The sequence below is a fragment of the Paenibacillus borealis genome, from assembly GCF_000758665.1.
GTDB lineage: Bacteria > Bacillota > Bacilli > Paenibacillales > Paenibacillaceae > Paenibacillus_AQ > Paenibacillus_AQ borealis.
This window is the reverse complement of sequence record NZ_CP009285.1, coordinates 7,982,918-7,995,466: the sequence shown is the minus strand read 5'-3', so window position 1 is coordinate 7,995,466 and position 12,549 is coordinate 7,982,918. Positions and strand designations below refer to the sequence as shown.

10 protein-coding genes are annotated in these 12,549 nt (G+C 52.3%); 8 read left to right on the top strand and 2 right to left on the bottom strand.

What is annotated here, in order from left to right; translation table 11 throughout:
- Nucleotides 1-12 precede the first annotated feature (12 nt).
- The 6 genes from PBOR_RS34010 (at nucleotide 13) to PBOR_RS33985 (ending at nucleotide 5,604) form a co-directional block, all read left to right on the top strand.
- Nucleotides 13-690 carry a response regulator transcription factor gene (locus PBOR_RS34010; RefSeq protein WP_081972299.1) on the top strand — a complete coding sequence of 226 codons (678 nt, stop codon included), beginning with the start codon at nucleotides 13-15 and terminating at the stop codon, nucleotides 688-690.
- A 9-nt stretch (nucleotides 691-699) separates the two neighbouring features.
- Nucleotides 700-2,082, top strand: a complete 1,383-nt coding sequence (locus PBOR_RS34005; protein WP_052429769.1) for a sensor histidine kinase — start codon at nucleotides 700-702, stop codon at nucleotides 2,080-2,082.
- 65 nt (nucleotides 2,083-2,147) lie between these two features.
- The gene (locus PBOR_RS34000) at nucleotides 2,148-2,651 is read left to right on the top strand and encodes a hypothetical protein (RefSeq protein ID WP_042218497.1); all 504 of its coding nucleotides are present in this window, start codon (nucleotides 2,148-2,150) and stop codon (nucleotides 2,649-2,651) included.
- A gap of 117 nt (nucleotides 2,652-2,768) precedes the next feature.
- Nucleotides 2,769-3,092, top strand: a complete 324-nt coding sequence (locus tag PBOR_RS33995) for an ArsR/SmtB family transcription factor (protein WP_042220240.1) — start codon at nucleotides 2,769-2,771, stop codon at nucleotides 3,090-3,092.
- Nucleotides 3,093-3,111: 19 nt separating this feature from the next.
- Entirely contained in the window at nucleotides 3,112-3,624 is a 513-nt protein-coding gene (locus PBOR_RS33990; protein WP_042218495.1) for an SRPBCC domain-containing protein, read from the top strand.
- 249 nt (nucleotides 3,625-3,873) lie between these two features.
- Nucleotides 3,874-5,604 (top strand): Imm51 family immunity protein, encoded by a 1,731-nt coding sequence (locus PBOR_RS33985; protein ID WP_042218493.1) that lies wholly within the window; start codon nucleotides 3,874-3,876, stop codon nucleotides 5,602-5,604.
- Between the two features lie 85 nt (nucleotides 5,605-5,689).
- Here PBOR_RS33985 and PBOR_RS35930 read toward each other — a convergent pair whose 3' ends face one another.
- Nucleotides 5,690-7,054: a collagen-like domain-containing protein gene (locus PBOR_RS35930; protein WP_218918874.1), complete on the bottom strand. Its 1,365-nt coding sequence runs from the start codon at nucleotides 7,052-7,054 to the stop codon at nucleotides 5,690-5,692.
- A 517-nt stretch (nucleotides 7,055-7,571) separates the two neighbouring features.
- Between PBOR_RS35930 and PBOR_RS33975 the strand changes: the two genes are divergently transcribed.
- Both PBOR_RS33975 and PBOR_RS33970 read left to right on the top strand, forming a co-directional pair.
- Entirely contained in the window at nucleotides 7,572-10,769 is a 3,198-nt protein-coding gene (locus PBOR_RS33975) for a discoidin domain-containing protein (RefSeq protein WP_081972298.1), read from the top strand.
- Between the two features lie 303 nt (nucleotides 10,770-11,072).
- Complete coding sequence (locus tag PBOR_RS33970) at nucleotides 11,073-11,900, top strand: DUF3800 domain-containing protein (RefSeq protein ID WP_099052509.1); 828 nt, start codon at nucleotides 11,073-11,075, stop codon at nucleotides 11,898-11,900.
- A gap of 391 nt (nucleotides 11,901-12,291) precedes the next feature.
- Here PBOR_RS33970 and PBOR_RS33965 read toward each other — a convergent pair whose 3' ends face one another.
- The gene (locus PBOR_RS33965) at nucleotides 12,292-12,495 is read right to left on the bottom strand and encodes a hypothetical protein (RefSeq protein ID WP_042218492.1); all 204 of its coding nucleotides are present in this window, start codon (nucleotides 12,493-12,495) and stop codon (nucleotides 12,292-12,294) included.
- Between the last annotated feature and the right edge of the window lie 54 nt (nucleotides 12,496-12,549).

Below are 12,549 nucleotides of genomic sequence, written 5' to 3'. Positions count from 1 at the left end.
GTGGACGAGAGGTTGAAGGAACGCGTATTGGTGATTGAGGATGAGCCTGCCATGATCCGCCTGCTGGAGCTGGAGCTGTCCTATGAAGGTTATGACATTACGGTTGCGTGCGATGGCCTTACGGGTGCCGAGCAAGCGCTGGGGGAGCATTTTGACATCATTCTGCTTGATTTGAATCTGCCGGGCATGAGCGGAATTGAAGTATGCAAGCGGGTACGGGCGGTCAAGCAGACCCCGATAATTATGCTGACTGCCAGAGATACGGTGAGTGACCGGGTCCGGGGACTGGACACCGGGGCGGATGATTATGTGCCGAAGCCCTTCGCCATCGAAGAGCTGCTGGCCCGCATGCGTTCCCTGCAGCGCAGGCTGCATGCCGCAGAAGCCGGGGATGAAGTCCTGCACGCTAAGGATTTGATACTGGACAGGGCTGCGCACCGGGTCAGCCGCGCCGGGCGCGAGATTGAATGCTCACAGCGTGAATTCGAGCTGCTGCACTGCCTGCTGGTCCATAAGAACCGGCTGATGAACCGTGAGGCACTGCTGAACCTGGTCTGGGGCTACTCGTATGAAGGGGAGACGAATGTGGTGGATGTCTATATCCGGTATGTGCGCATGAAGGTGGATGAAGGCTACTGCGAAAAGCTGATCCATACGGTCCGTGGCAGCGGCTATATTCTGAGAGACTGAGGTGAGCGAATGAAGCCATGGACGTTCTCCCGTAAAGTCAGTGCTTCGATTGCGCTCACTGCCTTGGCCGTTGCGGCGGTAGTCAGCGGATTTGTCTATATTACCTTCAAACATTGGACCGACAGCCAGGAGACCCGGCTGCTGGATGCCAAGCTTAGACAGTTTGAGCTGCGGGTCGGTGAGGTGGAATTCCTGCCGTCCCTGCTTCAGCCTGGTTTGGGCAAAGGAAGCGGTGCAGCTGCTTTTTTGAAGCCGGATTTCTCAGTGTTTGCCCCTGAGCTGGATAAAGGCCAGGTTCTGCAAATGCTGGATGCACGCGGGCGTGTGCTCGCAGAAGCGGGCGAAGGCGAACCGGCGCCCGGCTCTGATGTCTACAGCGCAGAGAAGGAGCTGTCCTTGCCCGTATATGGCCTTGTCCGGCTGCAGCTTACGGACAGCGGGCAATCACGCAGCGCCACCGCCGAGAAGGAGGTGGGCAGACTGCTGCTGCTGGGGCTGCTGCTGGCTGCCGGAATGGCTGTGCTTGCAGGGGGAATCGTCTCCCGTTCGGCGCTGAAGCCGATCCGCAGCATGATTGGCGAGGTGCGCAGCATCGGAACGAACAGCTTGTCCCGGCGGCTGCATGTCCCTGCCGCCCAGGATGAGCTGCAGCAGTTGGGAGAGACCTTCAACGGATTCCTTCATAAGCTGGAGGTTTCCTTCGACCAGCAGCGCCGCTTCATTGCCGATGCCTCCCATGAGCTCAAGACACCGCTGGCCATTATTGAAGGCCACACGCATATGATCCAGCGCTGGGGCAAGCAGTCACCTGAGGTGCTGGATGAGTCGCTGGCGTTCATGATGGATGAGACGCGGAGGATGAAGCAGCTGATCTCCCAGCTGCTTCTGCTTGCGGAAGCAGAGGCAGAGGCGCTGGCCCAGGAGGGCGGAGAAGAAGCCTGCAATCTGAAGTCTGTGCTGAACGAACTGCTGCCTCAGACTATTCATGTCAATCCGGGAGTGGAGCTTGTTTATGACGGCGGCTCCGGTGAACAGGCGCTGCCCATCCGGATGCCTGGCAGCGCCTGCTATCAGGTGCTCCGCAACATCGTAGAGAATGCACTGAAGTATACGCCTGAAGGCGGAGCGGTAACGATCGGGCATTCCCGTTCGGATGACGGTAAGGTGATCCTGACCGTAGCCGATACTGGAATCGGAATATCCGCTGAGCAGCTGCCGCATATCTTCGAGCGCTTCTACCGTACGGAGGCTTCACGCAACCGCTCGCAGGGGGGATCGGGCCTGGGACTGGCCATTGCCAAGGCAATCATGGAGCGTTATGGCGGCACCATCTCCATCCACAGCGCGCCGGGACAAGGTACAACTGTGACACTGGGATTCATAGGGTCATAAGCTGACTTTAACCGGCGTAACTTACGGTATCGGTATGGATTGAAGAGCTGAGGGGGAAGTTATGTATGAAGAGGAAAGTGCTGATTTTCACCATACTGCTGCTAATCGGAGGCATTCTTTTTTGCGCTATGTATAGCTTCCCCAAAGTGATTGACACCAGCTATCCGGCGGTTGAATTCAGAACCGGCGACGCATCATCCGCGCAAAGAACTACGGTACATATTAAAGGCAGCCTTCACCGGCCTTTATTCCGCAATCAGGTGTTCCATGGGCGTATCACAGTTGAGAAATATGATTACAGCAAGTATGAGATGTCCGATATCGTGTTCTATCCTGAGATAAGAAATGGCTGGGGAAACATTACCTATTATGATTGGAAGCCCAGCGGGTTTGCTTTCGGCTCCATTTGGAAAAAAGGCAGCTTTGACAGTGTTAAGATTCTTCTCTACGAGCCCACCGGTCCGGAAGCGGGCGGCGGTATGAGTAAGAATCTGCAAATTATTGCGCCGGCGGAGGATTATGAATCTGCAGCAGAGCTGAGTGCTAAGGTCTATTCAACGAATCAATAAAACTGATTTAGCAGAATGAATTATAATATTCCTTGACGAGAATATTCCTTTTCGGGTATATTGTAAGTGTACAACACCAATAAATAATACAAGCTTTACTAAAGGAACATCGGAATGATGGACACAACGACATTTAGCGCACTTGCCGAGCCCACCCGCCTGCGGATGGTAGAGATTCTGAAGGACGGGCCGCTGAGCGTAGGCGATATTGCTGAGCGTCTGGAGCTGCGGCAGCCTCAGGCTTCGAAGCATTTGCGCGTACTGCTGGAAGCCGGACTGGTTGAGGTAGAGGCGGCGGCGAACCGCCGGAATTACAGGCTGCGTACAGAGCCGCTGGAGGCATTGGATACTTGGCTGGAAGCCTACCGTAAGCTGTGGAGTGAACGCTTCGACAATCTGGATGACTATCTCCAGAAGCTGCAATCCAAAGACAATTCATGATTATCGGGAGGGATTAGCAATGTCCAGCAAAATGATTTCGAGAGTAGAAGGTCTTGAACTGGTTCTTGAACGTGTATTCGATGCACCGCGTGAGCTTGTATTCAAAGTATTCTCCGAGGCTGAGCATCTGAAGCAGTGGTGGGGCCCGCGCGGCTGGATTGTTCCCTTCTGCAGCGTTGATTTTCGTCCGGGCGGCGTCTGGCATTACTGTATGAAATGTGTGGATGAGAAGCAGGGCGATTTCTTCGGCATGGAATCCTGGGGCAAAGCGGTCTACCATGAGATCACCGACGGTGAGAGTTTTGTCTATACCGATTACTTCTCGGATGCCGAAGGTAATGAAACCGAAGGCATGCCGTCCACGCTGGTTACGATGCTCTTCGAAGATTACGATGGTGGCCGTACGAAGCTGGTAAGCCGGTCGAAATACGATTCCGCAGAAGCGCTCAAGACGGTCATGGATATGGGGATGGAGCAGGGAATTACCGAAACCTGGGACCGTCTCGAGGAGCATCTGCAAGCGATTCAGTAACCGGACAGGCAGCGGAGCAGATAAGTGTACTGAGAGTGATAATACGAAGAGGCTGTTCCTTGCCGGATGTTGGCGGGGGATGGCCTCTTTTTTGAAAATACGCATTTATATATTTGGGGTATATCCCAAACCTATGTTTAGACCTGTCCATTCAGGGTGAATGGGTAATAGCGATTTAACTGACTGCAAGCAGTCCGGCAGCGATCGGGTACGGGCTTATTTGCAGTGTCACAATGGGGAGGCAGAGGCATGGATGAGGAGTTGCTGGCACAGCTGAAACGCTGGCATGAAGAAAATGAGTATCAGCAGATTGTGGACCGCATTCAGGAGATTCCGCCGGATGAAAGAGATTATGAGACTATTAGCCAGTTGGCCAGAGCCTACAACAACCTGGAACATTACGGGGAGGCATTGGAGCAGCTGCTCAGTATTGCGGGGGATGGCGGGAATGATCCGCTGTGGCATTTTCGCATAGGGTATTCCTATTACTATTTGAAGCAGTATCAACAGGCAATCCATGCGTTTGAGCGTGCTGATGAATTAGAGCCCGGAGACGGGGATACCGTAATGCTGCTGAAGTGGAGCCGGAGCGGCGCGCACCGGGAGAAGCGGGAGCAGGCAAGGCGCGCCGCAGCTCTGCGTGCCTCTACTGCACAGGGGGATGCGGGCGGAAGAGATCTTGGCGCTTTTATCGAATATTGTTCGGATTTCTGGGAGGACAGCGACTATGCCCGGAAGGAGTATGTATCGGCGCCGCCCGATGACGATTTGATTGCTTCTGTGGAGCAGGAGCTGGGCTATAAGCTGCCGTCCTCTTACATCGCAATGATGAAGCAGCAGAACGGCGGGATTCCCCGCAATACCTGCTTCCCGGTGGAGGAATCCACCTCCTGGGCTGAAGATCATATCGCAATCTCGGGAATTGCCGGTATCGGCCGGGACAAAAGCTACGCCCTCTGCGGTGATCTGGGCAGCCCGTTCATGATCGAGGAGTGGGGGTATCCGGATATTGGAGTGGTCATTGGGGACTGTCCTTCTGCAGGCCACGATGTGGTGATGCTGGATTACCGCTACTGCGGCCCGGAGGGAGAACCCGAGGTTATTCATGTGGACCAGGAGAACAACTATGAGATCACATTCCTGGCCAAGGATTATGAGGCCTTCATCCGCGGTCTGGTGAGCGAGGAGGTCTATGATACATCTGAGGAAGATAAGCAGGACGATCTGCGGAAGGTGGCCACCGGAGAGTTCTCTCCGCTGCTTCAGGAGCTGTGCGATAAGGCTGCCGGAGTGAATAACATAGAGGGGATCATCCGCAGCATCTGCACCGCCATTGTTGAGGAGAAGGGCCACTTCTCTCTTCATGCGGACGAACGCTCGACCCTGATGTATGATCTGGAGTTCTGGCTGTACACCAGCGCCTATCCGCAGACCAGCCGTGACCAATATCTTGAGGACTATTCGAAAATAATCGCGTTCGGCGGAGAATTCAGCACAGGCGGATACGCCTCGGGCTTCATCTCCGACTGGCTGGATGAACGGTTGCGGCAGGGAATGATCGTGGAGAGTGAGGGAGCGCTGCGGTTCACGGATATAGCAGAGGAACAATTGCTTGAGAAGCTGAGAGAGGCGGAAGCCACGGAAGCTGTGGATGTTAAGCCTTTTATTATAGTAGAGCAGGATAATGGCGGGAAATCCGTGATTCTGAACGCGGGCAGCTACAAGGCCGAAGTGTTTGCTGCGCGGGAAGAAGAGGGATTCGAAGGCAATGGATATGACTGGGGCTCTCTGGCTGCGGTGTTCCTTGAGGAACAGATGCCTGAACTGGCCGGAATTATCCGGTTTGACCCGGAGGCCGGTATGTTCTGCGCGTATTCCTCCGATGGAGCTGCGGTCGTAGCCTTCGCCTCCGCATTCAAGCGGGCTTGCGAGGACGACGTATTGATCCGGGATCTATTCTCGCGTGCGGAGCTGGATTAGCCGGGGCGCTTGACCGGCATATAGAAACGGGGACTGCCGATTTATAGGACAGTCCCAGTTTTATTTTACCGCAGGCAAGGAAGTATTAAGCGAGTCCCGCCAGCCAAGGCGACAGTAGGATAGAATCGCTCGTATTGATAGACTGGCCTGTTGTAAATCCCGTGAGGTTCTGTGATCTGAAATTGATCGGCGGTGCTGCCAGCCCGGAGGTGCCTGTGCTCCGGCCTCCGAGGTTGGAGCCGTTAACCTGGTTGTAGACAGCAAGCTGATACGTAATATTCCCCGATAACGTCAGAGGTGCCGTCAGCGGCAGAATGAATATTCCAGCTTGTAAAGTGGTTGCTACTGTGGTTACTCCAATAACAGTAGACTGGGAAGAGCTGGTGGGCTGCAGGACAGCCATCTGGAACACACCTGTAGAGCCTAATTGTGTAACATATGCTGCAAGTCTGTTAATCGTTATTTGTGATCCGCTGAATGCGAGCGCTCCGATGGCCTGATTGTTGCCGCCCCCGGCATTAAATGGGATCTGGGTGTTGAGATCCCCGATTTTCAGCGTCTCGATGAATCCTGAGCCTGCACCCGTTATACCCGTTGAACCCGTTGCACCTGCCGGTCCGGTCGCACCAGTGGATCCGGTCGCACCAGTGGCTCCGGCCGCACCAGTATCCCCGGTAGCGCCAGTAGCTCCGGGCGGTCCGGCATTTCCCGGCAAGCCCATAAGGCCCATCGCCCCGGTCGCACCGGTCGCACCGGTCGCACCGGTCGCACCGGTAGCCCCGGGTGGCCCGGCAGCTCCCGGTAAACCCATAAGACCCATCGCCCCAGTAGCCCCAGTAGCTCCGGTCACTCCGGTTACACCCATCAAGCCCATTAAGCCCATAGCCCCCATGAGGCCCATCTCACCCATAGCCCCCATCGAGCCCATAAGTCCCATCGAGCCCATGAGTCCCATTGTCCCTGTAGCTCCGGTCGCCCCGGTTGCTCCGGTTACGCCCATGAGGCCCATCGAGCCCATAAGCCCGATGCTGCCCATCGGACCGGTCGCTCCGGTCGCCCCCATGAGGCCAATCGAGCCCATGAGCCCGATGCTGCCCATCGAACCGGTCGCTCCGGTCGCCCCCATGAGCCCGATGCTGCCCATCGCGCCCGTCGCTCCGGTTGCGCCCATGGCGCCAATATTGCCCATGAGCCCGATGCTGCCCATCGCGCCCGTCGCTCCGGTTGCGCCCATGGCGCCAATATTGCCCATGAGCCCGATGCTGCCCATAGCTCCAATCGAGCCCATGAGCCCGATGCTGCCCATGGCGCCGGTCGCCCCGGTTGCGCCCATGGCTCCAATGCTGCCACTAAGTCCGATGCTGCCCATTGCGCCCGTTGCGCCCATAACGCCTATACTGCCCATGAGTCCTACAGCGCCAGTGGCTCCCTGCATCCCCATTGCAGCCATGTTTTGCATGAGTTCCATCATACTCATTACGCCCGGTGAAGCGGCTGTCACGCTTGGCGGGCACTTAGCGTTTTGGGAGGCAGAATCTCCTTTAGCACTTCGTTTCCCTCTTAGCATCCTACTTTTTTTCAGATATCTTTTGTATTTGTAGGTTGTAGTGCTGTAGAGCGGAAGCTTGATCCGTTTTCGTTTGAATTGCTGCAGCTTCAGCTTTCTGTGCTTATTTGCATCCGACTTATTCACGTTATCCCACCTTCTGCCGGTCAGGTTTATACATAACCACTCGGGCTTCTGTATAACGTATGAGGGCTAGTGTGGAATGGACTAGACGTATGCCTCGGTGATTCCGGATTCTTTTGGCCGATGTGCAATTGCCCTGAATTTCTCCTGCTTGCCTCTGCAGCTACTCCCATACGTCTTAATGGAGCGCATACATCATAGAGTGAACGATGGAAGGTGAGGCAACCACTTCTCTTCTGTCTCAGTTGCAAGTTCATTTTACAATGGAGGTAATTACATGCTAAAAAGGTTCAAGCTTCACAAGCTCGCGGCTTACTTGCTTATTCTGGCTTTACTGGCGGTTCCAGTTCCGCTGGTCAATGTCGCATCTGCTGCGGCACAGATCTATGAGGCAGAAGCGGCAACGCTGACCGGCGGTGCAGTTACAGCTGCGGATCACACGGGCTATACCGGAACCGGTTTCGTCGGCGGATACACAGATAACAATAGAGGCAATGTATCCGTTCAATTTAGTGTAAACGTTTCCTCGTCGGGCAACTATACAACCCTGCTAAGATATGCTAATGGTTCAGGTGCGCCTCAAACCTTGAGCCTGTATATTAACGGCACGAAGCTCAGACAGATTTCACTTCCGGCCACCTCTGACTGGAATACGTGGGCTACGGAAACAGAGAACGTATCACTGAATTCCGGCGGCAACACGATAAGCTATAAATTTGATGCAGCGGATACGGGCAATGTGAACCTGGATAATGTCAGTATAGATGCTGCCTTAGGCACGAATCTGGCACTCGGGCAATCCATTACAGCCAATAATACCTTCTCCGGCTTCCCTGCGGCGGGTGCAGTAGATGGCAACAGTTTAAGCTATTACGAAGGTGCGGCAGGCTCCTACCCCAATACATTGACGGTAGATCTTGGCAGCGCACAGAATGTGGGGGCAGTAGTTCTGAAGCTTCCGGCATCCTGGGGGAGCAGAACGCAGACGTTGTCCATTGCAGGAAGCACGAATAACACGGCTTACAATACGCTTGCTGCTTCACAGACCTATACCTTCAATCCGGTCTCGAACAACACGGTCAGTATTGCATTCGCCGCAGCTTCGGCAAGATATGTACGGGTCAGCTTCACTGCTAATTCGGGCGCATCGGCAGGGCAGGCGGCGGAATTCGAGGTCTATGGATCGGGAGCGGCACCAACAGCATCACCAGTCCCTACCGCAACGCCAACCGTTGCGCCGACAGCTACCCCAACAGCATCGCCAGCACCAACTGCGACACCGACACCGGTACCGACAGCATCGCCAACTGCATCGCCGACAGCAACCGTGACACCAACTGCGGCACCAGCAGGAACCTATGAAGCGGAGGCAGCTGCTCTGGCCGGCGGAGCAGTAATAGCGGCTGACCATGCCGGGTATAGCGGCAGCGGCTTCGTGGGCGGCTTCATCGATATCAACAAGGGCAATGCCTCTGTGAAATTCACAGTGACCGCACCAAGTGCCGCGAGCTATGACGTAACTGTGCGATATGCCAATGGCTCGGCAGCAGCCCAGACCTTAAGCATCTATGTAAATGGAACCAAGATCCGCCAGACTTCACTCGCGGCTACAGCGGATTGGAACACCTGGTCCACTAAGCTGGATACGCTGGTTTTGAATGCGGGCAGCAATACCATCATGTACAAATACGACACCACCGACACCGGTAATGTGAATCTGGATAAAATCAATCTGGCGGCAACACCGCCTCCAACTCCGACACCGGTGCCTACGCCAACGCCTTCTCCGGGTTCATATGGCGCAACTATGCCGTACGACACTTACGAGGCTGAGAATGCCGCCTATACCGGGGCGCTTATTGGGTCATCCACAGTGCAGGGCAATCTGGCTTCCGAAGCTTCAGGCCGCAAAGCAGTCAAACTGACATCTGCCGGGCAGTATGTGCAGATTACACTCGCGAAGCCAGCCCAAGGCGTAACGTTGCGCTATTCCATTCCGGATAATGCTGCCGGCACAGGGATTGATTCAGCAATCAGCATGTACATCGGCGGCACCTTGTTCAAGGACGTTAATCTCACTTCCAAATATAGCTGGAACTATGGGGAATGGGGCACGGAGGGCGGAAGCACTATCTGGTCCAACAACCCGAATACGGTCTCCACAACCCCGGCCCATATGTATGACGAGGTTTCAGTCATGCTGGATAAGTCTTATCCGGCAGGAACCGTTATCAGGCTGCAGCGGAATGCTTCTAACCTGAACTACAGCTCTACCGCAAGTGTAACCGTAGACTTGATTGAAACTGAAGCGATCCCGGCGGCATTAACGATGCCAACCGGCTATGTATCGATTGCGAACTATGGAGCAGTAGCGAATGACGGAGCGGATGATACTACAGCTATCAACAGTGCCATTACTGCGGTGAAGAACTCCGGCGGAACCTATAAGGGCGTATGGATTCCGGCGGGCACCTTCACCCTCAACAACGGCACCAGAGGTGCCGCTTATGACTCTACAGGCACAAGACTGTATCTGGACAGCGGAGTTTCCATGAAAGGCGCAGGCATCTGGTATTCTACGCTCTCCGGTAACTACGCGGGTATCTATCTGAAGGGCGGCAATGTCACGCTCACCGATTTCAAGATCAGTGCGAACGACATCATCCGCGATGACTATTACGGTGTAACCGGAGTGGAGGGCATTGCCACCAACTCGGCGCTCACCAATCTCTGGATCGAGCACGCCAAAGTCGGCTTCTGGTTGACCAACCAGACGACAGGTGCTGCTATTTCAAACTCCCGGGTACGGAATGTGTGGGCAGACGGTGTCAATCTCCACCGAGGCACCTCGAACACCATCGTTACCAACAACTCCATCCGCAACAGCGGCGACGACGGCATGGCCATGTGGTCAGATACGTATCTCGATACCAACAATACCTTCAGCTACAACACTGTCCAGATTCCTACCCTGGCGAACAATATCGCCATTTACGGCGGTAAAGACAACAAGGTCATTGGCAACCTGCTCACCGATACCGTTCGCACGGGCGGAGGCATCTCCTTCGGAACCAACTTCAATCCTCCGTCGATGACCGGAACCCTGACTATTCAGAACAATATGCTGCTACGTACAGGATCGGCTCACCGTGATTACGGCTACCAGATCGGCGCGATCTGGGCCTACTGGCTGAACAACAGCGGCAAAGCCCAGAATCTCAATGTCACAGTATCCGGCAACACCATCCAGGACAGCACCTACTCCGGGATCTTCATCGAAGAACCGGCACCGAACATCTCCGTGACCTATGCTTCGAACAACATTATCAACGCCGGGACTTATGGCGTGTATATCCAAGGCTCCGCTACCGGGGCGTCTGTGTTCAACAGTAATACGATTACGGGTGCGCCTTCCGGCAAGTTCCTGAATACTTCGTCGGGCTTTACGGTATCGGGGGCGGGGAATAACTGGTAGGAAAAAATGCAAAAAAGTTACCTCTGAATGCGGTCAGGTTCGTTCAGAGGTAACTGAACTGGGGGGAGAGGATAAACTGCATTAAACACTGGTGTATGCTTCTGATCAATGGACGCATGCGGGATTAAGATTTCAATGGAGGGAATTAGGACAGAAGCCTGAGAGGCTTATGAAGTACAAGGACGGTGTTGACTATGCGGTAATAATTGCCTACTAGATTCGGCTGAAAGGCTTTATTGTTTATAACATACATTCCAAAATATAGTATAATGTTGAGCATATAGTCAGTAGGAGGAATCTAAGGTGCAATATATTATCTATATGGATGAATCAAATGATGAAGGACCTAGATTTGGAAATTTTTATGGAGGCGCCTTAGTTCGATCTCAAGATTACCAATGGGTGACTGAAATCTTAGAAACAAGGAAACGTGAATTGGGCTTTAATGGAGAAGTTAAGTGGCAAAAGGTCACATTGCAGTATTTAGAAAAGTACATTGCTTTAATGGATACATTATTCGATCTTATAAAAGACGACTTTGTTAAAATTAGAATAATGTTTACACAGAACTATTTTGAGGCAATAAATCTTTCAGTTGAGCAGAGGGCCAAAGAATATCAAATGTTATACTACCAATTTTTCAAGCATGCATTTGGATTAAGGTATTCTAATCCGACTAGTTTAGAGGAATTGTCACTACGTATTTACTTTGACGAACTGCCTGTCTCTCCGAAAGATGCTTCTGAATTCAAAGACTATATTGAAAAAATCCAATTGATGAAGGAGTTTACAGAGGCAAAAATAAAAATAAAAAAAGAGGATATCACAGAAGTCAAGTCACATAATCATGTTTTAATGCAGTATATGGATGTGGTTCTTGGTTCTATGTACTTTAGATTGAATGACTTCCATAAAGTTATTCCAGAAGGGGAAAAAAGGAGGGGGAAAAGAACCGTCGCGAAAGAGAAAGTATACAAACATATAAACAATAGAATACGTCAGATATACCCTAATTTTAATATTGGTATTTCAACTGGATACAAGAATATTGAAGACAGGTGGAACCATCCATATAGACATTGGTTATTTATTCCTAATGAACACAGAATTGCTCCTGAATATAAAAAATAAACCCCATCTCTCCTACATAATTGGCCTAAGTGGAACTTAAGCGTTCGGAGAAGACAGGGCTTCTGATACATTAAATATATACCCAAAAATGCCTCAAGGCAATACTCTATAATGAAAATTTTTGAATTTAAGACACTTTATAAACAACTTATCCACAGGTTATCCATTTAACCAGCCCCACTTATGCTTGATGGTTTTTTTTGTTGCTATAGGACACTGACTTCTGCAGTAGGTTGTAATTGTCCTTGCGTTGAAATGCAGTTGGTAGTTTTTTTCTTAAGGAAATTGACTGTTGTGTAGAAGAGGACCGGACGTATCATGAGGTACTGGCAGAGTGTCTGGGACAGGTTGTTGTGGAGCTTCTTAAGCTACCGTATGCGTATGTCTAGATTCAGACCGTTCTCTTCTTCTGCACAAGAAAGATCAGCCCGCCAATCAAAAATCCGCTTATTAACCCTGCTAATATTGACTTAAAGATACTCCATACAGTATCTGTAGCGGTGCTGTCAGGAGTTGCAGTCAGATTCACAATGAACAGTAGGCTGAACAGAATTGATGTGATCAGAAAAGATTTGGATCTAAGAAATCGCTTCATGGTTCTCCTCCATTTCAGGAACAATCTTTTTTCGTTCATTCTAATATTACCATA